The 20,822-nt window shown below is 32.7% G+C and carries 21 protein-coding genes and 1 tRNA gene; 11 read left to right on the top strand and 11 right to left on the bottom strand.

The features are described 5' to 3' along the window. Positions 1–126: 126 nt before the first annotated feature. A complete protein-coding gene (locus ACRBBL_RS03515; protein WP_431367659.1) occupies positions 127–741 on the top strand; it encodes a rhodanese-like domain-containing protein in 615 nt (204 codons plus the stop codon). Positions 742–957: 216 nt separating this feature from the next. On the opposite strand, the gene ACRBBL_RS03510 is transcribed toward ACRBBL_RS03515, so the two are convergent. The 7 genes from ACRBBL_RS03510 to ACRBBL_RS03480 all read right to left on the bottom strand — a co-directional run bounded on the left by ACRBBL_RS03510 (position 958) and on the right by ACRBBL_RS03480 (position 6,525). After that, the gene (locus tag ACRBBL_RS03510; RefSeq protein ID WP_431367658.1) at positions 958–2,745 is read right to left on the bottom strand and encodes a hypothetical protein; all 1,788 of its coding nucleotides are present in this window, start codon (positions 2,743–2,745) and stop codon (positions 958–960) included. A gap of 535 nt (positions 2,746–3,280) precedes the next feature. Continuing rightward, the gene (locus ACRBBL_RS03505; RefSeq protein WP_431367657.1) at positions 3,281–3,520 is read right to left on the bottom strand and encodes a hypothetical protein; all 240 of its coding nucleotides are present in this window, start codon (positions 3,518–3,520) and stop codon (positions 3,281–3,283) included. Positions 3,521–3,853: 333 nt separating this feature from the next. After that, positions 3,854–4,150: a hypothetical protein gene (locus ACRBBL_RS03500; protein ID WP_431367656.1), complete on the bottom strand. Its 297-nt coding sequence runs from the start codon at positions 4,148–4,150 to the stop codon at positions 3,854–3,856. Between the two features lie 76 nt (positions 4,151–4,226). Further along, complete coding sequence (locus ACRBBL_RS03495) at positions 4,227–4,856, bottom strand: hypothetical protein (RefSeq protein WP_431367655.1); 630 nt, start codon at positions 4,854–4,856, stop codon at positions 4,227–4,229. Positions 4,857–4,901: 45 nt separating this feature from the next. After that, entirely contained in the window at positions 4,902–5,414 is a 513-nt protein-coding gene (locus ACRBBL_RS03490; RefSeq protein WP_431367654.1) for a hypothetical protein, read from the bottom strand. Further along, positions 5,411–5,866 (bottom strand): hypothetical protein, encoded by a 456-nt coding sequence (locus tag ACRBBL_RS03485; protein WP_431367653.1) that lies wholly within the window; start codon positions 5,864–5,866, stop codon positions 5,411–5,413. The genes ACRBBL_RS03490 and ACRBBL_RS03485 overlap by 4 nt, the downstream gene beginning before the upstream one ends. Before the next feature lie 107 nt (positions 5,867–5,973). After that, positions 5,974–6,525, bottom strand: coding sequence for an exonuclease domain-containing protein (locus ACRBBL_RS03480; RefSeq protein WP_431367652.1), 552 nt, complete (start codon positions 6,523–6,525; stop codon positions 5,974–5,976). A 205-nt stretch (positions 6,526–6,730) separates the two neighbouring features. On the opposite strand from ACRBBL_RS03480, the gene ACRBBL_RS03475 reads away from it, so the two are divergent. Further along, positions 6,731–7,744: a helix-turn-helix transcriptional regulator gene (locus ACRBBL_RS03475; protein ID WP_431367651.1), complete on the top strand. Its 1,014-nt coding sequence runs from the start codon at positions 6,731–6,733 to the stop codon at positions 7,742–7,744. 36 nt (positions 7,745–7,780) lie between these two features. After that, positions 7,781–10,030, top strand: coding sequence for an endonuclease/exonuclease/phosphatase family protein (locus ACRBBL_RS03470; protein ID WP_431367650.1), 2,250 nt, complete (start codon positions 7,781–7,783; stop codon positions 10,028–10,030). 17 nt (positions 10,031–10,047) lie between these two features. Here the strand turns inward: ACRBBL_RS03470 and ACRBBL_RS03465 are convergent, their stop codons facing one another. Next, positions 10,048–10,236, bottom strand: a complete 189-nt coding sequence (locus ACRBBL_RS03465) for a hypothetical protein (RefSeq protein WP_431367649.1) — start codon at positions 10,234–10,236, stop codon at positions 10,048–10,050. Between the two features lie 238 nt (positions 10,237–10,474). Between ACRBBL_RS03465 and ACRBBL_RS03460 the strand changes: the two genes are divergently transcribed. Next, positions 10,475–11,290: a T9SS type A sorting domain-containing protein gene (locus ACRBBL_RS03460; RefSeq protein WP_431367648.1), complete on the top strand. Its 816-nt coding sequence runs from the start codon at positions 10,475–10,477 to the stop codon at positions 11,288–11,290. A gap of 149 nt (positions 11,291–11,439) precedes the next feature. Here ACRBBL_RS03460 and ACRBBL_RS03455 read toward each other — a convergent pair whose 3' ends face one another. The 3 genes from ACRBBL_RS03455 to ACRBBL_RS03445 form a co-directional block, all read right to left on the bottom strand. Further along, positions 11,440–11,976 carry a CsgG/HfaB family protein gene (locus tag ACRBBL_RS03455; RefSeq protein WP_431367647.1) on the bottom strand — a complete coding sequence of 179 codons (537 nt, stop codon included), beginning with the start codon at positions 11,974–11,976 and terminating at the stop codon, positions 11,440–11,442. Positions 11,977–11,980: 4 nt separating this feature from the next. Then, entirely contained in the window at positions 11,981–12,610 is a 630-nt protein-coding gene (locus ACRBBL_RS03450; protein ID WP_431367646.1) for a hypothetical protein, read from the bottom strand. 216 nt (positions 12,611–12,826) lie between these two features. Beyond that, positions 12,827–12,902, bottom strand: a tRNA-Phe gene (locus ACRBBL_RS03445). A gap of 100 nt (positions 12,903–13,002) precedes the next feature. Here ACRBBL_RS03445 and ACRBBL_RS03440 point away from each other — a divergent pair. From ACRBBL_RS03440 to ACRBBL_RS03410, 7 genes are all read left to right on the top strand, one after another. Then, positions 13,003–13,740, top strand: a complete 738-nt coding sequence (locus tag ACRBBL_RS03440; protein ID WP_431367645.1) for a type III pantothenate kinase — start codon at positions 13,003–13,005, stop codon at positions 13,738–13,740. Further along, complete coding sequence (locus ACRBBL_RS03435) at positions 13,733–15,046, top strand: outer membrane protein transport protein (protein ID WP_431367644.1); 1,314 nt, start codon at positions 13,733–13,735, stop codon at positions 15,044–15,046. The genes ACRBBL_RS03440 and ACRBBL_RS03435 overlap by 8 nt, the downstream gene beginning before the upstream one ends. An 18-nt stretch (positions 15,047–15,064) precedes the next feature. Further along, positions 15,065–16,438, top strand: coding sequence for a hypothetical protein (locus ACRBBL_RS03430; RefSeq protein WP_431367643.1), 1,374 nt, complete (start codon positions 15,065–15,067; stop codon positions 16,436–16,438). 3 nt (positions 16,439–16,441) lie between these two features. Next, positions 16,442–17,014 (top strand): LPS export ABC transporter periplasmic protein LptC, encoded by a 573-nt coding sequence (gene lptC, locus ACRBBL_RS03425; RefSeq protein WP_431367642.1) that lies wholly within the window; start codon positions 16,442–16,444, stop codon positions 17,012–17,014. A 30-nt stretch (positions 17,015–17,044) separates the two neighbouring features. Continuing rightward, a complete protein-coding gene (locus tag ACRBBL_RS03420) occupies positions 17,045–17,239 on the top strand; it encodes a hypothetical protein (protein ID WP_431367641.1) in 195 nt (64 codons plus the stop codon). Next, the gene (locus tag ACRBBL_RS03415; RefSeq protein WP_431367640.1) at positions 17,240–18,517 is read left to right on the top strand and encodes a hemolysin family protein; all 1,278 of its coding nucleotides are present in this window, start codon (positions 17,240–17,242) and stop codon (positions 18,515–18,517) included. Positions 18,518–18,613: 96 nt separating this feature from the next. Next, positions 18,614–20,725 carry a peptidylprolyl isomerase gene (locus tag ACRBBL_RS03410; RefSeq protein ID WP_431367639.1) on the top strand — a complete coding sequence of 704 codons (2,112 nt, stop codon included), beginning with the start codon at positions 18,614–18,616 and terminating at the stop codon, positions 20,723–20,725. Positions 20,726–20,822: the final 97 nt, after the last annotated feature.

Below are 20,822 nucleotides of genomic sequence, written 5' to 3'. Positions count from 1 at the left end.
TTTGAATCATTATTGCGCAATTATTATGCGTAGTTAAAATGTGTTTACGAATTCATACGACCAGTTTACTCATTGTAAGTTACATAAAGTGTTTTGAATGCTTAGTTTCGTTTAAAATTAAATATCATGAAAGTTAGAATTTTTGTTTTTTTAGTGATGGTTGTTTTCTGTAGTATTATCGCACAAGAATTGCAAACGCCAGATGATCCTTTGGAGCCAATAGATCTGTTTACACAACAGTTTAATAATTCTCCCGATAGTAAACCTTTGGTGAGTTTTGATGATTACAAAACGTTGGTCGAGAAAGTAGAAAAGCATAGAGCTGCGCGCATGATCAATTTGGAAACTTTTGAGAAAATGAGCGAAGCAGAAGATGTTGTTATTTTAGATGCGAGGGCTGAAGATTTATACAAAAGAAGTCATATAAAAGGCGCTGTGAATTTACCTTTTACAAAGTTTACGCAACGAAATTTAAAGCGTTTAATACCAAACCCAGAAACTAAAATTTTGATTTATTGCAATAATAATATTCAGAACGATCCGATTCATTTTGCGTCAAAAATTGCATTGCCTATGAATAATCAGCCATTGATGTTGGCATTGAATATTCCGACATATATAAACCTGTATGGTTATGGATATAAAAATGTATATGAACTGAATGACGTAATAGATGCATTTAAATCAATGAATGATGCTTCGTATATTCAGTTTGAAGGTACTAGTATGCCAAAGAAATAGTTGTTGGCTCGATAATCGAGATTTAAATACTCTGAGGTTTGCCTTGCTATGTTAATTAATGCCTTATAAATGTCTTGTGGACTTGATGTAAGGTAGTTGATTTTGCGTAAGCGGTTGAGTGACCTGTTTGAGCTCTTTTTAAAAGCGAGTAACGAAGACGCGACCACAATAGCACACTGAGCGGAGTCGAAGTGTACTGTTGTGGTTACGCCCAAGTTATTTTAATTGTTTGAAAGGTTTTAAGAAACTATCTTTTTCTAAGGTATCCAAAGAAAAATCGAAGTCTGCTTGTTCCTTTACAGTTACAATTTCTGCACCTAAAATCTTTACGATTTTATTGAATGATAATGGTTTATTCCATTGTTGATATAATGCTTTTGTAGCCAAATCTGAGATTTCTGAGTTACCAGAAACACGCGCATGACCAGCACCAAAGTTTAACAAAACAAAGCATTGTTTGTCTTTTTTTGGAATCATGATACCTAAAACGGTTTGCCATTGTACCGAAGTACATTTTATTTCGGCAAACAATTTATTCGGATTCATCATGTAATCGTAATTGATGGAATCACCTTTACCAATAATGATTTTGTATTCACAGGTTGCACTACCAGAATATACATTGTTATTTACCAATGTTGGCATATTTAACCCTTTGTTGGCGTACAAATATTCTGCTGCACCATTTGGCGCAGAGGTAATATCACCCGAATACATTAAGTCACCATTTTGTTGGTTGTAGGCTGCATTCCAACCAATTTTACCACCAATATTTAAACCAGATAAATCCAAATCTCTTGCGCCCCAAGCATCTTTCCAATAAATACCAACTGCCAATTTTTTACCATAAAAACGTGTACCAGTTGGAATGTTACCAACATACATTTTTTCGGAAGTAGGCAATGCATATTTTACATCTTCTGGCAAGAATATTTTCTTATCAGATAAATCAAATCGAGTTTTAATATACTTGAGAATGAACTTGTAGTTTTGCTCATTTACATCAGTTACTGTATTTGATTTTACCCACGATTTACCATTACGAATTCTGTATAAAAACGCATCTTGACCATTCATACGACTGTAACACGCCGATAATGCTTTGAATAATGCAAACGGCGTTGCATTGTCTAACCAACGTACATCATTCGTTGTTAATAAAATATTTGTTACATTGTTTAATGGGTTTGAAACCAATGGTTTGTGATGCTTTTTTGAAAGCTTGCTAATCTTGTTAATCGTTTTTGGCGCTTTACTTTTATATGCTAAGAATAAAGGTTTGAAACGATTGAAGATTTCAGCCAATTTCTCTAAACCAAACTTATTGAATGCTTGTGTCGGATTGTACGAACTGTTTTTAATTAATTCGATCAATTCATCATTTTTAATCAATAAAGTCGTGTCTGTACTTCTGTAGATAATGTATCTGAAAAATTCTACTGCACTTTCAGGATAGATATCATAAAACTCCGCTAATTTTACAATTGCTTCTTTGTTTTTGATGTTTTCTTTACCCGTGAATGTGTATTGTAATTCATCTGCCAAGATTGAAATCAAATCATCAACAGTTTCCGATGTTAACGCCATACCAGATTGTAACAAAGACAAACATTTTTCTTGCATTTCTGCAACTGTGTATGCTTTGATGACTTTGTATGATAATTTTACATCTGGAATGTTTAATACTTGCGCAGGAATAAAAATTTCAGCTTGAAAATTACTACCATACGTAGAAATATAATGCTTGATTTGCTCGATTAAAAATTGACCACGAGCGTGATTTTTAATCGTATTCCATGATTTATAAAAAGTTTTGTTTAAATCGTTACCGCTTAGCTTTTCATCTTTATAGTATTTTATAATTTTTCTTTTAGCCCAAAGCGCTTTTTCTTCAATAATATAACCTTCATCTGTAATGAATGGTTTGTTGTATGAGATTTGACCAAAAATACTTGACGTTTTTTCTTTTGCTACAACGGCGTTAAATAATTTTAATGTTTTCATCTGTTCATTTTTATTTGATTAATTCTGTCAGATGCAATTCGCCAACAACCATATAATTTCAATGGATTCATGGTTTTGGCTCATTTCATTTTGTTTAAATTAATAAGTGAGGTGTATGCTTTCTTTGAATGAATGTTTTATAGGAACACCTTTTACCTATTTCAAAAAGACGAAGAGTACTATAACCAACTATACTCTTGCGAGCACTGGAGTCGAACCAGTACATAGGAACTCTTTATGTCTTTTTTTTGAAAACTAACGGAAAGTAGATCAGGAAAATAATAGGAACTTTCTGTGTCAGTTTTATTTTTATATTGTTTCGATAATTTACTTTAGATCGTTTGTCAAAAGCGTTTTATTACTAACGACAGGACAAATATTTTGTAGAAGTGCGCAATTATTTTGCGTAGTTTTTGGAAGAATTATTTATTAAGTGTAGTTGATTGGTATTTAGTGTTTTAAAGAAGTGTAATAATGTGGGGAAATGTATAAAAAAGAATAGCGAACCGAAGTTCGCTATAGATTAATCCTAAATTTAACAAACATCAGGATATACTGAATTGCAATTTAAATAACAAGAGCCTTCTCGACTTAAACAAATATTAGATATACAACGGTCAGTGATCCCAACAGGGCACTGATTATTACAAGATGTTGCTGTGACGCAACCAATAGCTTCTGAAATATTGATTGCTCCACCATTTAAATTTAATTTGCTTAAAGATGAAATTGATTTTTTGTTAAGACTCAAGTTTTTAAGATTTCTTTTTTTCATAATTCATGATTTTAAAATTAATAATGAATTAAAAGTAAAGGTTAGTAGAATGTGAAAAAACAAACAGATATCGCAATTCAGGGAATTATAGTAACCTTTAAATGAATGACAAGATGCAACGCATAAACTATTAAAGTTTTCATTTTCTTCTAATGTTGAAGTAGATAAATCAGAAATTGATTTTTAGTTTAGGGTTGTGATTTTTGGCTCTTTTTTTATGAGATTATTTTAACGATTAATAATGTTCAAATCTGCTAAAGAAAAGAAGGTGTAACAAGTAATGTATGTCTTGTTTATTTTAGTATGAGTAATAAAATTCATGTGAAGTAATGTCTATGACATTGGTAATATCTCTATTACTTTCCCATATACATTTTTTGTCCATCCGTTAATTCTTCCGCGATTGTTTCCAATTAACAATCCGCGTCTTTCGTTTTTACCTTTCACCAAATGTGTAAATACATTTCCGCGAACTTTACAAAAGACAATATCGTCAACTTCGCAATCTTCCCAAGAAATAGGTTGCAACTTTACAGGTTGCTTCGATTTTAGAAGTGGCAACATAGAATTACCAGGTTCTTTTGAAATGATGGTTTCTCCATCGAGTAGTTTTTGAATTTTCCAATTCATAATTTTAGTTTTTTAAAAAGTTATATGTACCATTATTGACACATATATCTTTTGGAAAACTGTTTCAAAAGTATTTTCAATGAACTGTTGCGAATAAAGAAAAGAACTGCGCAATCTTTTTACGTAGTGAAGTTTTTTTTGGAGGAATTGTTTTTTGAGTTGTTGCAGATTTAGTTTCTTTCTTTACTGGAATTGTTGGTGGTTTTTCAAAGACAATTGCTTTTTTAGCTGACAAGGAAGGACAAGATTCCATTTTTTCTAAAACTTCCTTTGCGAGCTGTTCAATTTCAGAATAGATTCCTTCTAAAATTTTAGAATCTACATACAGCATTCCAAGTTGTTCGTAATAGTTGTAAAAATTCCATGATAAATTAAGTGATGTGGTACTGTAAATATCAAATTCTAAAATTATATTTTGAAGAATCAAATAATAGGATTCTTTATCAGTTGTGGTTAGAATTTCAATACACGATCTTTCTATTGTCAATACCTTTATAAAACCCTCACCGTATTTTATAGAAGCTTCATATTCAAGAACTCGTAAACAATCTATCAATCGATAATTTAGAGTCACTATTTTATAGAAAAAAGAATTACTCTCTAAGTTATTTAAGATGTTTTCATTGGTATAAAGAAACTCCTCAAAGGCTAGAATAGACTGTTTTCCTAGTAACGTGTTGTATATTTTAAATTGCAAAGTTTCCATGATATTATCTTTGACGTAAAAATGTTAATGTAGTGCACAATCTTTTTATTCAGAAAGGTCAATAATTTCTATATTCTGTTCAACAACTTGCTTTTGAGTTCTTCTTTCATTTTCTCTAAGATGAATTACTTTAGAAAGTTTTTCAATAAGATCATCCTCTTCTTTTTGAGAAATAATCAAATGAATTCTTTTGTCATTCTTTTTGCAAGTATCAATTTCGTTTACGTATATCCTTAATAATTCTATTCTCCATCTTTCCTCCATTGATTGAAATTCCTCCATGATTATAAGCGAATTGTTTTCTGAAAGCCAATCGTAATGAAACTCTAAAATTCGATTACTGCTATATTTTTGTCCTTTATACCAAAGTCTATAGAGTTGTTCTTTTTTTATGTAATTACAATATTCATCAAATATTTTCATTTTTGAAGGTAAGCGAAATGTTGCTAGATTTAGCTGCTGTACTAATTCACTAACAAAATTGCGCCTTTCAATTTCTGTTTTACCAATAATCAAAAGATGTTTTTTCTTCAATATGTTTTTAGTTTTTTCTATCATTTTTTTAAATCATAAGGATCTATACTTGTTTCTATTCTGTCACAAAAATCATTGAGTCCTTCTTTGTTCAAAAGACTCATGTTGAAGCAACGTATTAAAAAGTAATATGCAGTATCTACCAATTCCTTTCGGGCTTCTTTTTTCTCATTTTTGAACCTCTTTTTAGGAAGTTCTGGCTTTTTATAATGCTCAACGCTAAGTTCACAAATTCCATTGCAAATATGACAGTAATCAGGAACTCTTGTATTGTTTTCTTCAGTCCAATTTTTTTGAGCTTCACACATTTTTTTAAATCGAATGTTGTGTTCATCTAATGCTTTTATTGCAGAAGCGACTTCATTAATCCAGAAGTTAATATTTGCAAATTGTCCTGCAACCATATAATCATTACTATCAGTAAATTTTCTAAGTTGTTCCGTAACTAGGATCGCTTTTTTAATGGTGTATATCATATTTTTGATTTAGTTAGTAATAAGGTTTCTATGAGAATAACAGTTCAAATACAAGCAAAAAAAATTAGCCACTAGGCTAATCAAAATTTAAAATTTATAAAGTCATCTTACTGATTGTTTAAACACCAATGTAAGATTTTTGCGGTGTTATTGGCATCATCAACTCCTCGGTGATGTCTTCCTTCTAAAGGAATTCTGAGTTGTTTTAATGCGCGTGCCATTCCAATACCACGTCGCATTCGATTGCAACGCCTGAACTCTTCTTTAACGTTTATATGTTGATCTCCGAATGGGAAATCGACATTTTTTTGTCTACACTGTTCAATGACTTTGTTACGATCATAGGCGCCGTAACTTGCCCAAGTGTATGCAGACGAATCATATTCGTCAAAAAGTATATCAATTGCATCTTCAAAAGAAACGCCATCTTGCGCTACCATTTCTGGTGTAATTGATGTGAGTTCTGTGCAAAATCGACTGATTTCGGAATGTTCAGGAATTACGAGAATTCCTTGTTGCTTAGATATTTCCCCCGAAAGGGTATCCAATTCGCAAATACCAATTTCGATAATCTCACTGTGATTTCGTTGGTATTCACCATCTTGTTCCCAGCACGTAGCTTCTAAGTCTACCACTAGGATTTTGTTTGTTGTTTTCATCTTTTTAATGATTGTTTAAATTAATTTTGTTTGACAGATGAAGCCGACGCACAACTAGTATGTAAAGAACTTGTGCAAAGAATGTAATTTAGCTGCGCAATCTTTTTACGCACTTCAAAATTTTTGTTATTTTCACTCGATAATCGAGATTTAGATATATTGAGTTTTATCTCGCAGTAGATGATTTTAAATTTATAGTATACACATGGCAATTAATAAAAACGCACTGATTCGATATAAAACGATTGATAAATGCTTACAAAATCATTATCGTCAATGGACATTAAACGATTTGATTGAAGCATGTTCGGACGTTTTGCACGAGTATGAAGGACGTGAAGTGAACGTAAGTCGTAGAACGGTTCAATTGGATATTCAGATGATGCGAAGTGACAAATTGGGCTATAATGCACCGATTGTAGTGTACGATCGTAAGTTTTACAAATATGAAGACGAAGATTATTCCATCACAGATATTCCACTTACGGAAAATGATATGAATGTACTTTCGGAAACGGTTGAAATGTTGAAACAGTTCAAAGATTTCTCGTTATTTTCAGAATTAGGCGGCATCATACAACGTTTGGAAGATAAAGTATATACAGAAAAAACGCATCAAGCTTCTATTATCCATTTAGACAAAAATGAAAAATTGAAAGGGTTGCAACATTTAGACTTGCTGTATCAGGCAATTCTAAAAAAAATTGTGTTGCGTTTAACGTACCGATCATTCAAAGCAAGAGCAGCTTCTGAAGTTATTTTTCATCCGTTTATATTAAAAGAATACAATAATCGTTGGTTTTTGATTGGCGTAGTGGGCGATAAGCCACAAATTCTCACTTTTGCTTTAGATAGAATTATTAATGTAGATTACGATTTAGACATTCCATATAGAAATGAAAACTTTAATGGCGACGACTATTATAAAAATACAATTGGCGTAACTGTTTTGGCTGAAAAACACATTCAACGCATTGTATTAAAAATAGACAAAAGCAATGCGCCGTACGTAACTACGAAGCCTTTTCATAGTACTCAGGAAATCATTTCGGCACATCAAGATGGAGGTGTCACTGTACAATTACAAGTGCATGTTAATTTTGAATTGGAACGTTTAATTCTTGGTTTTGGTGATTCTATTGAAGTCATTGAACCGCCATTATTACGCAAACGCATTCGAAAAAAACTAGAAGCAGCAGCGAATAAATATATCGTATAAATTTTATCTTTTAATTCTAATAATCAAATATTTCTGATGAAGTTAAAGTACTTTTTTGCATTTTTCCTTTTAAGTTTTCAAATTGTATGCTCACAATCGGTTGCCATTACTATTGATGGTGTTTTTGATGATTGGGATTCGAGTTTAACTACATATGTAGACACAAACGAGAGTATTACAGGAGTAGATTTGTTAGAAATTCAAGTAACGAATGATGATGAATTTTTGTTCATCCGTATCAAAGCAGATCAAGAATTTGATTTAACCGATGATGATACGATTGTTCAGGAATTAGGATTGTTTATTGATACGGATAATGATACCAATACAGGTTTTGATATACAACAAGGTTATGGTTCGGAATTAGGATTATTGTTTACTCGCTTGTTTGCACATTATAACGTAACTCCATATTCGCAAGTGAGTATGTCTGACTTAAAAGTTAGAGTTGCACCAACGGTAAGTTCTGATGAATTTGAAATTGCGATTGGTCGTCATGTGCTTCCAGATGGAATAAATCCACTGTTTCCATCGTCCACTATAAAAATATTAATCAAAAACGACGACAACTTTGATAAATTACCAAATGTTGGAAATGTCTTTACCTATACGTTTGATGAAACGCCAGTGCCAGCATACACGCCAATTGATATTAATAAAGGTGCAGCAGAACATATTAGAATCGTAGCGTATAATACATTGTTGAACGGTTTGTTAGATGTCAATCGGTTGGATGACTTTGAACGAATTATAAAATCGTTAAATCCAGATATTGTTGGTTTTATTGAAAGCGCAAACACTTCGGAAACATATGTAAAAGGATTGTTTGATACGTGGTTGCCATTAGGAACTATTGATGGTTGGTATGTAAAAAAACATGGAGGAGAAGTCACGGTTTCTCGATGGGAAATTACACAGCAATGGGATCATTTAACACGTCAGTTTCCAGTACTGATTGATCTTCCAGATGAAATTTATCACACAGATTTATTATTTACCAATGCACATTTAAGTTGTTGCGGTGCCGATACGTCTCGACAAGATCAAGTAGATCAATATGCTGCTTTTATTTTGGATGCAAAAACGGCTGGCGGATTGATCGATCTTCCAGAGAATACACCTTTTGTATACGGAGGTGATTTAAATTTAGTTGGTTTGGCTCAACAATTAGAAACTTTAAAAACAGGCGATATTCAAGATACTGCAACCTACGGACAAGGCGGTTTTTTAGATTGGGATAATACTGAAGTGCAAGAAGAAAATAGCTTGCAAGCAGATGTGCGAATGAATTATACATGGCGATCAGACTCACAAGCATTTCCGCCTGGAAAACTAGATTTTATATTGTTTTCAGATTTTACGCTTGAAGCGGAAAAATCATTTGTATTGCAAACAGAACTCATGTCAACAGCACGATTAACAACCTATAACTTACAACAAACGGATACTGGGAATGCTTCTGATCATTTTCCTGTTGTGACTGATTTTTCAATTAAAACAGCAACGGTTTCGCCAATTGTATATCTGCAAGGTGCAGGAATCAATCCGTATACAGGAGAAGAACAATTGATGCGAGACGATTTGCGCCGAAATAACTTACTGCCTACAACTTCACCTTATCAAGATGCAATAACCTGTGAAGCAACTGTTTTTAATGCAACAGGAGCTGAAAATAATGATATTGTAGATTGGATTTATATTGAACTACGTGATGCTTCAGACAATACGCAAGTAAAATATGGACGTTCTGCATTGCTACAACGTGATGGTGATGTTGTAGATACTGATGGCGTTTCTACAGCAGTAAAATTAAATGTACCACCAGCAGAGTATTATGTGGCTATTCGTCATCGGAATCATTTAGGAATAATGACTATTGGTAAAGTTCAGTTGTCAAGTAGTATTGTTTCAATAAATTTTTCAACGGATGCTGCATTTATAAATTACGGAAGTAATTCGCAAACTCAATTTGGAATTCCTTCTGGGAAGTATGCTATGTGGGCAGGAAATGTAAATGAAGATGGAATTGTTCAGTATTCTGGAATAAACCCTGATGTTCCAACAATACTAAGTACTGTGTTGAACGATGCTGGAAACTTTTTAAATTTTCCAACCTATACGGTAACTGGTTATCATTTGAATGATGTTAACATGGATGGAAACGTTCAATATGCGGGAACAATACCAGATACGCCTTTTATTTTGCAAAATGTATTGGCGCATCTGGGTAATCTTTTAAACTTTAGCACATATCAAATTCAGGAACAATTGCCTGAACATGAATAGTAGTTTGTTGTTCTTTATCAGCTCTTTTCGCAAGAATTTTGATGCGAACAAGGTATTTGAATAGAAGTGCATGGACCTCCAACTGATCCAGCGCAAGGACTTCCGCCTAATGTTCCAGCGGCTCTTCCTCCCTTAGTTTTCTCGGTAGTAAAACCAGAAATTACTTTTTTGTTGAGTTGTAAACTTTGTAATTGCTTTTTTTTCATGATTATTAATTTTTAGTTACATTATAAAGTTACGGATTTTTAAACCTGTATTTTTATGCTCTTCACGATTTAGAAAATGTATAATCTGATTTTTTAAGTCGCAATAAAAATAAAAAAACGCCAATACTAGTGATAATTTATCTGATAGTACTATATATTAATAGTGAATCTAGGATTTTTTCTTAACTTTGCAGCCAAATCATACTAGGAACAATTACCAGAAATTAAACAAATCAATATGAAAAAAACTACTTTTATTTTACTATTATGTGCAACTTTTGCATTATTTGGAAACAAAGCAATGGCACAAGATGGTTATACCTACACATTAGAACACAATACAGGTTACAGCTTTTCAGTCTCAGCAGTACCTAATGCAAGTTCAAACAACTTTGCTACTTCTGTACAGAGTTATGGCTTTACAATTATACTTCCAGATGGAGTAACAATTAATACAGGATCAGCAACTTCTTTAGGAGGCGCAGCAAGTGCTACCTTCTTTGATGGAACTAATGTTGCACAACCTACTCTTGATGGATACTTAGTAACAGAAACGTTAGGAAGTCCAGCAGCATTAACTCCACCTTCAGCAGGAACAAATTCTGTTATGTATACATTTACTGTTAATGGAGCTCCAACATCAGGGATAATGTACATATTAGAAAACAATTCTGCATTAGCAAATACAGTAACGCCTTTAAAGTCATTTATGCAGGCTGATATGGTTGATAATGGAATGGCTCAATTCGTAAATGTTGTAGATCCAAATGCGTCAGCTGTAACTGGATCAAGTTTTGACTTTATGACATTAAGTACTGAGGAAGTAGAATTGACAGGTGTAAATGTATTTCCAAACCCAGTAAAAAATGTAGCTACTATTACAGGAGTTTCAGACATTCTATCTGTTGAGGTTACAAACATTAACGGACAACGTGTGTTAAACAATGTATCAGGTCTTTCAACGATTGATATGACAGGTTTACAAACAGGAATTTACTTCGCAAAAATCACAGCAGCTGAAGGATCAAAAACTGTGAAATTGATTAAGGAGTAATTGAAAATAATATAATTAACATTGCTTAATTGAGTAATGTTTTAAATAGTAAAAAACCAGCAAGGAAACTTGCTGGTTTTTTACTATTATGCGTATAGCATCTTTGTATAAAAATCTTTTATTTTTAAAATTGAGAATTGACTTTCTGTTCAATCATCAAAACTCTTCATTTGGTCAGTGTAGTTAGCTTCTACTTCTTCAGAAACGATCAATTCACCAGTTTGTAGATTAACAGCCTTAATAAAAACGGTAATTCTATCTTGAGAAAACCAATAATCAGCTACTTGATATTCTCCAATAATAATCGCTTTTACACCTATTAGCTTTCCAATTTTAATAGCTTTAGTGCGATCAACATACCCACTTGTAATAAGTCGATACTCTTTTATAAGTTCGTTTAACTGTGTGCGTTCTAATAAGCTCAAGCTTTTTTTAAGATTCAATACTTTACTTCTAAAACTATTTGATAAATAAGTTCCTATTTTGGGTTGGCTTTCTCCAAGCGGAGTAAACAAAGCAATCGATACGTCGTTTAAATGATTTACTTCTAGTTCGTTTACCATTTTTTTTGCAACTTCATTGCTGATATTGTCATAGCTATATTGGTACTGACAGCGATTTGCAATAAGTATTATGAGAATAATTAATCCAAGAAGACCTATCAGCTGTTTTAGACATCCATTCATTGTATTATTTTTTTGATTTAATTAATAATAGTATATCTGTAAATGCTTTCTTTTCTGCTAAGCTTTCTGTATGATCGGCTCCAGAATATTGGATTGAACAATTGGTAATTAACGAATCACGAGAATTGTATAGTTTGAACTCAACTTCAATATTTGCAGAAAACATTCCACTAGAATCAATATTGTCATCTAGTTCTACATTATCAGTTGGTTGAATCGAAATTCTTTTGAGATAAATTAAAAGTAGGTTGTTAAGATTAGAACCAGTATTTGAATTGCTTTCTGTGGGAAGCATATTATTTTCAATCAAATATGTGTTGTGATTATTTTTATTAAGATAATTAACTAGGTTATTACTATACTTTTTTATGATTGAATCATTTTTTGAATCAATAACAGCAGTATAAATCTTTCCATTACAATTATTGAATAATTCAGTAATACACTTTATATCAGAATCTTCATTTTCTTGACGAATACTCTTTTCTTTTGTTTTATGCTCTTTAAGTTTATGAAGAATCCTTTCACTATTATTTGCTGAAGATATTTTGCCCCAAATAAGGCTAGCTAGAAGGCTAGAAATTATACCTAGGAGTATAACCCAAATAGTTTTTGAAACTTTTGAAATTAGCATGATTTAGTTTAAACTAATTAATTAAAGTGGCTTTCAGTTGTAGTTTATTTCTACACTAAATTTAAGAATTTATTCTTTATTAAAGATGTGTAGAGATTTTTTTACTTAAAGATTATTCTTGGATGAATAAATTAGAGAGGCCAAATTGAAGTGGCTTGAGGGTTAAAATACAATATAAAAAACAAAAAACCCGATCAAATTTTGATCGGGTTTTTCTGGTGGTGCCTCCAGGAATCGAACCAGGGACACAAGGATTTTCAGTCCTTTGCTCTACCAACTGAGCTAAGGCACCAGCGCCTAAATGCGGATGCAAATATAAGAGTTTTTTAAACTTGACAAAACTATTTTGAAAAAAAAACGTTTCTTAAATTAGCAATCTCTAAAATCCATCAATGAATTTAATTGTAGACGCAGGAAATACGTATGTAAAAGTAGCTGTTTTTCAAGAAGATAAAATGCTATCACATGAGAGTTTTAAAAAAGAACTGTTTCAAAAAAAAATTATAAAAAAATTAAAAGAGTTCACAGAGATTGATCAAATGATTACTTCTTCGGTGACAAAACTGAGTGACGACACAAAACAGTTTTTAGCAAATCTTGATATAAAAGTCCATAAGCTAACACATAAAACGAATGTTCCGTTCCAAAACAACTATGCAACGCCAGAAACTTTAGGAGTAGACAGAATTGCACTTGTCGTGGCTGCTGTAACACAATTTCCTAAACAAAATGTACTTGTAATAGATGCAGGAACCTGTATTACATACGATTTTAAAACCGATAAAGAAATATATCTTGGAGGCGGAATATCACCAGGAATTCAACTTCGATACAAAACATTAAACTTATTAACTGCAAATCTTCCACTATTAGAAGCCAAAATGCCAGAAAGTTACATTGGCAACTCTACAGAAACATCTATTCATTCGGGAGTTAGTGTAGGAGTAATTACCGAAATTGATGGGATAATTGAGCGATATAAAGAACAATTTGAACATTTAACAGTTATTTTAACAGGCGGCGACACTAATTTCTTGGCTAAAAGGTTAAAAAATACCATATTTGCGAATTCAAAATTCTTGTTACAAGGATTGAATAATGTTTTAGAATATAAGAGATATAATGATTAGAAAGTTTTTAGGATTATTAATTTTGTTGTTTATCTGCCAAAGTAGTATTGCACAGCAGGGAACAACTTCCCCATATTCTTTCCTCGGAATTGGCGATTTAAAGTTTAAAGGGACAACAGAGAATAGAAGTATGGCGGGAATGAGTATCTATTCAGATAGTATTCATATCAATTTACAAAACCCAGCAGCGTACGGAAACTTAAAATTCACAACATATACACTTGGCGCTAGCTATAGTCAGTTGCGATTAGAAAGTAGCGCAGGAACCGATAAAGGTTCATCTACTGCATTAGATTATCTAGCAGTAGCTTTTCCAATTTCAAGCAAAATGGGTGTTGGTTTTGGTATAGTGCCCTTTAGTTCGGTTGGTTACAACTTTGAAGGAATTGGAGAATCAGGAATTGCTTCTGCGCCCTATAAGTTTGCGCAATATGAAGGTGAAGGAGGTTTAAATTCCGTATTTGTGTCTCTAGGATACAAAATCACAAAAGCGTTCTCTGTGGGAGCGACCGTGAATTATAATTTTGGAAATATAAAAAACCAAAACACCGAATTCTTAGGTGAGCTAAATGACAGTGGTTTATTTTTTAGAACCCTAAATTATGGAACACGCTCAAAAGATGAGTCAAAACTAAGTGGTTTGAGTTATAACCTTGGGGCATATTATGAAACGAAGTTTAATGACAAACTATCTTTAACAACATCACTTACGTTTTCGCCACAATCTGATTTAACTTCACGAAATACACGCGAATTATCAGCGTTGAATGTTACTGGAACTGGAGGAGAAATAATAAGTCCAGGACAAGTAGATCAAGTAGATTTAGGAAACAGAACAAAAACAGATTTAGTTTTACCAACAAAACTTAGTTTTGGAGCAGGAATTGGTGAAAAGAATAAATGGTTTGCAGGTGCAGAATACACATTGCAAAACAATAGCGATTTTGGAAATAGTTTAACAACAATTGAAAATGTAAATTACGACAACGGTTCAAAAATAGCTGCTGGAGGATTTTATATTCCAAAATACAATTCATTTACAAGTTACTGGGAAAGAGTTACATATAGAGCTGGAATTCGTTATGAAAGCACAGGAATTATGGTTCGTAATGAAGGCATAAACGATTTTGGCATGTCTTTTGGAGTAGGACTACCAGTGGCGAGATCATTATCAAATATAAACCTAGGTGTAGAGTTCGGAAAAAGAGGAACATTAAACTCAGGGTTGATCAAAGAAAATTATGTAAACTTCCACATAAGTTTATCACTAAATGATAAATGGTTTATAAAAAGAAAGTACAATTAATCGATAAATATTAAAGAAATGAAGAAGACTATTACATTATTGGTTGCAGGGTTGTTTGCGGTAACGAGCTTCACAACTTTAAATGCACAGGATTGTAAGACGAAGTTGTCTCTATTTGCTGAAAATGCAAAAGCGAAAAACTATGCAGAAGCGGAAACACAATTAAACGAACTAAGAAAAGACTGTCCATCTATTAGTTCTGCATTGTATGCTTACGGTGAAAGAATCTACAAAAACAAAATCAAAGAAGGCACAGATAAAAAAGCTGCTGCAGAAGAATTGATTCAATTATATAAAGATAGAATTGCAAATGTTCCAGCAAAAACAAAAAAAGGAGATATCCTTGGGAAAATTGGAACATTAATGGTTGATTATAAAATTGGAGGCCTTAAAAGTCAGTACAATGTTTTTGATCAAGCGTTCAAAGAAGATTTGGAAAATTTCAAAAACCCTAAATCACTGTATCAGTATTTCGAATTATACTATAACATGTATACTGGAGGAAATGATGGTGTGCAATTAGAAAACTTAATTCAGAAATTTGAAGAGTTAACTGAAAAGTTTGAATCTGAAAGCGAAAGATTAGCGAAAACTAAAAATGAATTAATCGCTAAAAAAGATGCAGGAACAGAATTGACTTCAAAAGAAAAGAGAAATGAAAGAATTGCTGATATTAATATCAAAGCAATCGCTATCTTCTCAGGAAACATGGAATCATTAGTAGAAAAAGTATCAACTTGTGAAACATTAATTCCTTTATTTAGAAAGAACTTTGATGCAAACAGAAGCAATGCACTTTGGTTAAAAAGAGCAGCAGGAAGATTAGATGCTAAAGGATGTGATGAAGATCCATTATTTGTAGAATTAGTAGAAGCAGTAGATGCTTTAGAACCATCTGCAAACTCTAAAAGATACTTAGCCGGAATCTATGAAAGAAAAGGAAACTTATCAAGAGCAGAAGAGTACTTAAAGGAATCTTTAAGCATGGAAACTGATCCGATTAGAAAAGCAAAATTATTATATAAAGTTGCAACTAAAGCTAAGAAAAGAGGTCAAAAATCAAAAGCTAGAAAATATTACTTAGATGCTGTGAAAAACAATCCATCTTTAGGAAGTGCATACTTAAACATTGCAAGACTATATGCTTCAAGTGTAAACCAATGTGGAAACGATGAGTTTACAAAAAGAGCAGGATACTGGAAAGCAGCAGAAATGGCTAGAAAAGCTGGGCAAGTAGATCCATCTTTAAAAAGTATTGCTGGTAAAACTGTTAATTCTTACATGAAATCAGCACCAAGCAAATCAGATATATTCAGTAAAGGGTATAAAGGTGGAGAAGCAATTCCATTAAACTGCTGGATTGGTGGGAGCGTAAGAGTTCCAAACCTATAATTTATGAAATTACATAAAAAACATATTTTACCAAGCATTGTCACGATATTCATCGTGACAATGCTTTTTTCATGTCAGGATAACTATAGTGAAATTCAAAAACTTTCCTATAGCAAACGTTTTCCTGTAGGTGAAGCTGAGAATATGTTTTTAGTGTATACTGATTCTGGAAAAGTAAAATCGACCCTACGTAGTCCTTACAGTAAAGATTTTTCCAATCAAAAATTTCCATTCATGGAATTTCCAAATGGAATCGTTCTTGAGTTTTTTGATGAAAATAATAACAAAAGTGTGGTAACTTCTGACTATGCTATTTTGTATAGTGACACAAGATTAGTAGATTTACAAGGAAATGTTGTGTTAAACACGCATGATGGAAATGTATTAGAAGCACCACAATTATTTTGGGATCAAGATAGAGAATGGATCTTTACAGAAGGAGAATTCAAAATGAGTAACGAATATGGGGTGTTATTACAAGGATCTAATGGAATAGACTTTAGTAGAGATTTAAGTGTTATAAATGGTAAAGAAATCTATGACAGTACTATTCCTATTGACGAAAAAGACAGATAAAACTCAATAACCTAACAAAATCAAACCAACGTGAAAGTCTTAAACTATACAAAATACCTATATCTTATTGTGGCTGCGTTATCTATTTATAAAGTAATAGAAGCGTGGAATAGTGAAGGAAAAATTGATTACATGTTTGCGGGATTTGCAGTAGTTTCTCTATTCATGTTTTTCTTTAGAAGATATTACGAGAAAAAATTTCAAGACTACAAAAAAGACAAATAAATGGAAATACAGTTGCTCATTATTATAACGGCATTACTGTTTTCTGCGTTCTTTTCTGGTATGGAAATCGCGTACGTCTCCGCGAACAAAATTCACATCGAATTGGAAAAAAAGCAAGATGGAATTCTTGCTAAAGTCTTGAGGCGACTCACACAAAAACCTTCAAAATTTATTGCTACAATGCTCGTTGGAAACAACATTGCATTGGTAATTTATGGTTTTTTTATGGGCGATTTGATAACGCAATGGGTTCATGAAACTCCATGGCTTAATCAATATGTAACGGTCGAATACGAACTGTTATTTCAAACCATCATCTCTACTTTAGTTATATTAGTCACGGCAGAATTTTTGCCAAAAGTATTCTTTCAAGTATACGCTAACAATCTGCTTAAATTCCTTGCTATTCCTGCATATATCTTCTATCAATTATTTTGGTTGATTTCAGAATTTGTCATGTGGATTTCGAATGTGGTTCTAAAAAAATTCTTCAAAACGGAAGGAGATGAAGTACAACTCGAATTCAGTAAAGTTGAGTTGGGCGATTATATTTCAGAGCAAATGGAAGCAGGACATCAAGATGAAGATGTGGACTCTGAAATTCAAATATTTCAAAATGCATTAGAATTCTCAGCAGTGAAAACGCGCGAAGTAATGATTCCGAGAACGGAAATTGTTGCAATTGAATTGCGTGAAACAACTCAGAATCTTACAAGGCTTTTTTCAGAAACAGGATATTCTAAAGTCTTAGTCTATAAAAATACGATTGACGATATTATTGGATATGTGCATTCTTTTGAACTCTTCAAAAAACCAAAAACCATTCGAAGCATTGTATTGCCTGTTGTATTTGTGCCTGAAGCAATGTTGGCAAATGATGTACTCAATGTATTGACAAAAAAGCGAAAAAGTATTGCGGTAGTATTAGATGAATACGGAGGAACTTCAGGAATTGTTACGGTAGAAGATATTGTTGAAGAGTTATTTGGCGAAATAGAAGATGAGCACGATGTTATAGAACTTTTAGAAAAGCGCATTGGCGAATATGAATATATGTTCTCGGCACGTTTGGAAGTTGACTATATCAATGAAACATATAAACTTAACCTTCCAGAAAGCGAAAATTACGAAACTTTAGGAGGTTTAATTGTAAGCGAAACAGAGGAAATTCCGCAACAAGATGAGGTTATTGTTATCAATAATTTAAAGTTTACAATGGTAGAAGTGTCCAATACAAAAATAGACACGATTCAACTTCAAATTCTCTCAGAAGATTAAAATCCCTAAAATTAACGAATTAATACACGGTTCTTCTTTTATTATTTAGTAGGAAATTGTATTTTCGCCCACTGAATTTCATAAAATTGAAGATAAATGGCAATTCTTGCAAAAATTAGACAACGTACATTAGTACTAATCCTAATCATCGGATTGGCACTTTTTGCTTTCGTAATATCTGACGTGTTCAACAACAATGGCGGAGGTGAAAAACGACCAACAGAAATAGGAATGGTAAATGGAAAAGGTATTCCTTACCAACAATTCGAATCCCAAGTAAAATATGCTAAAAGCATTTACGGATCTAGACAAACTACGATGCAAGTCGTAAACTCTCTTTGGGATAGAGAAGTAAATAACGTTTTAATTACGCAACAATTAGACGAATTAGGAATTACTATTGAAAAAGATGAAATCTGGAATCTTTTAGTAACAAGTCCTAATATTACAGGTAACCAACAGTTTCAAGACGAAGCTGGTGTGTTTGTTGAAGCAAAGCTGAAAGAATATATCGATAACCTAGAAGCAACAAAAGGAAGTAGTGATAATGCTAGAGCTGCTTATCAAAACTGGTTGCAAACAGAACGCTATACTATTATAGAAGCTAAAAAAGCATTGTATAACAACTTAGTAAAAGCAGGTTCAATTGTAACGGTAAATGAAGGAGAGCTTTCATACCGAGCGGAAAACGATAAAGTAACATTCAAATATGTTCAAATTCCTTACAATACAATTGTAGATTCATTAGTTCAAATCAGAGAGAGTGATGTTAAAAACTATATTAGCAAGCACAAATCTGCATTTCAAGTAGAAGAGTCAAGAGACCTTCAATATGTATACTTTCCTGAAGTACCATCAAAATCTGATGAAGAAGGAACAAAGAAAGCTGTAGAGGAGCAAAAGAAAGAATTTGCAGCTGCAGAAGATGCAAGCGCGTATGCAAACATAAATACAGAAACAAACGAGTTAGAAAGCTTTACATACCAAAGCGAATTGCCCAAAGAAGTTGCAAACGATCTTATGGCAATGGAAGTAGGAGATGTATACGGACCATATAAAGTAGGAAATCAGTATAAAATTTCTAGACTAATAGAAACAGCTCAATTGCCAGATTCTGTAAAGACTAGACATATTTTAATTACCTATGCAGGTTTGCAGAATGCAAAGCCAGAAATTAAGAGAACTAAAGAAGAAGCAAAACAACTTGCTGATAGTATCTTAAACGTGGTAAAAAGAAACAAATCTAAATTTGCTGACATCGCAAAAAAACTATCTGATGATACTTCTGCACCACAAGGTGGAGATTTAACTTGGTTTAATATTATTTCTTCTAAAAGATTGACTCCAAAGTTTAAAGATTTCGCTTACGAAAAAGAAGTTGGAACAATAGATGTTTTAGAAACTCCTTTTGGATTTCACGTTATCGAAGTCGAAGACCAGAAGAATCCACAGAAAACTGTAAAGTTTGCAACAATCAACAGAGAAGTAGAAGTAACAGATGAAACATTACAGAACTTATTTACAGTTTCTTCTAAACTTCAATCTGATGCACAAAAATCGCCAAGTACTTTTGCAGATATCGCTAAGGAATCTAATTACGAAGTAAAGCAGGTAAATAGAGTTAAAAAATTAGACGCAAAAATCCCTGGTTTACCAGAACAACGCGAAATAGCACGTTGGGCTTTTAAAGAAGATACAAAAGTAGGTGCAGTTAATCGTATCCCAGTAGGAAGCGGATTTATCGTTGTACAAGTAACAGCTAAAAATCCTGCAGGACTTGCTTCAATATCTGAGGCATCAGGAAGAGTATTGCCAATACTAAGAAACGAGAAAAAAGCTGAAATGATTAAAGCTAAATATGCGTCAGCTACAACATTAGCAGCATTGACATCAGCTTCAGGAAAACCAGAACAACAAGCAACTTCATTATCTATGCAATCTCCGGTTATTCCAGGTGCTGGAGAAGAGCAAAAAGTAGTAGGAACTGCCTTTGCATTAAATGATGGTGATACATCAAAATTTGTAGCTGGAAAATCAGGAGTATTCATGATTCAAGTTGTTTCAAAATCTGCTGCACCAGCAAAAGATACGTACTTAGCAGAAGTAAACTTATTAAGAACTCAAAGAGCTAACAAGGCAACAGGTTCTGTATTTGATGCTTTAAAGAGCGCTGCTGAAATTGAAGATAATAGAGGTATATTTTACTAAGCTCTAATTATAATACTATCACATTCTAAGTGTAGAATGTAAAAAAACCTGTGAAGTTCATTTCACAGGTTTTTTTTGGTTTATATCTTACAGTATA

Source organism: Kordia sp. (assembly GCF_050633145.1).
In the GTDB taxonomy this organism is placed as follows: domain Bacteria; phylum Bacteroidota; class Bacteroidia; order Flavobacteriales; family Flavobacteriaceae; genus Kordia.
Note: the sequence above shows the minus strand (reverse complement) of the source record. Positions and strands in the feature narration are given on the sequence as shown.

Bases quoted from the DNA above. Each gene is read 5' to 3' on its own strand.
- ACRBBL_RS03515 (WP_431367659.1), top strand. From the start codon at position 127: ATGAAAGTTAGAATTTTTGTTTTTTTAGTGATGGTTGTTTTCTGTAGT.
- ACRBBL_RS03510 (WP_431367658.1), bottom strand. From the start codon at position 2,745: ATGAAAACATTAAAATTATTTAACGCCGTTGTAGCAAAAGAAAAAACG.
- ACRBBL_RS03505 (WP_431367657.1), bottom strand. From the start codon at position 3,520: ATGAAAAAAAGAAATCTTAAAAACTTGAGTCTTAACAAAAAATCAATT.
- ACRBBL_RS03500 (WP_431367656.1), bottom strand. From the start codon at position 4,150: ATGAATTGGAAAATTCAAAAACTACTCGATGGAGAAACCATCATTTCA.
- ACRBBL_RS03495 (WP_431367655.1), bottom strand. From the start codon at position 4,856: ATGGAAACTTTGCAATTTAAAATATACAACACGTTACTAGGAAAACAG.
- ACRBBL_RS03490 (WP_431367654.1), bottom strand. From the start codon at position 5,414: ATGATAGAAAAAACTAAAAACATATTGAAGAAAAAACATCTTTTGATT.
- ACRBBL_RS03485 (WP_431367653.1), bottom strand. From the start codon at position 5,866: ATGATATACACCATTAAAAAAGCGATCCTAGTTACGGAACAACTTAGA.
- ACRBBL_RS03480 (WP_431367652.1), bottom strand. From the start codon at position 6,525: ATGAAAACAACAAACAAAATCCTAGTGGTAGACTTAGAAGCTACGTGC.
- ACRBBL_RS03475 (WP_431367651.1), top strand. From the start codon at position 6,731: ATGGCAATTAATAAAAACGCACTGATTCGATATAAAACGATTGATAAA.
- ACRBBL_RS03470 (WP_431367650.1), top strand. From the start codon at position 7,781: ATGAAGTTAAAGTACTTTTTTGCATTTTTCCTTTTAAGTTTTCAAATT.
- ACRBBL_RS03465 (WP_431367649.1), bottom strand. From the start codon at position 10,236: ATGAAAAAAAAGCAATTACAAAGTTTACAACTCAACAAAAAAGTAATT.
- ACRBBL_RS03460 (WP_431367648.1), top strand. From the start codon at position 10,475: ATGAAAAAAACTACTTTTATTTTACTATTATGTGCAACTTTTGCATTA.
- ACRBBL_RS03455 (WP_431367647.1), bottom strand. From the start codon at position 11,976: ATGAATGGATGTCTAAAACAGCTGATAGGTCTTCTTGGATTAATTATT.
- ACRBBL_RS03450 (WP_431367646.1), bottom strand. From the start codon at position 12,610: ATGCTAATTTCAAAAGTTTCAAAAACTATTTGGGTTATACTCCTAGGT.
- ACRBBL_RS03440 (WP_431367645.1), top strand. From the start codon at position 13,003: ATGAATTTAATTGTAGACGCAGGAAATACGTATGTAAAAGTAGCTGTT.
- ACRBBL_RS03435 (WP_431367644.1), top strand. From the start codon at position 13,733: ATGATTAGAAAGTTTTTAGGATTATTAATTTTGTTGTTTATCTGCCAA.
- ACRBBL_RS03430 (WP_431367643.1), top strand. From the start codon at position 15,065: ATGAAGAAGACTATTACATTATTGGTTGCAGGGTTGTTTGCGGTAACG.
- lptC (WP_431367642.1), top strand. From the start codon at position 16,442: ATGAAATTACATAAAAAACATATTTTACCAAGCATTGTCACGATATTC.
- ACRBBL_RS03415 (WP_431367640.1), top strand. From the start codon at position 17,240: ATGGAAATACAGTTGCTCATTATTATAACGGCATTACTGTTTTCTGCG.
- ACRBBL_RS03410 (WP_431367639.1), top strand. From the start codon at position 18,614: ATGGCAATTCTTGCAAAAATTAGACAACGTACATTAGTACTAATCCTA.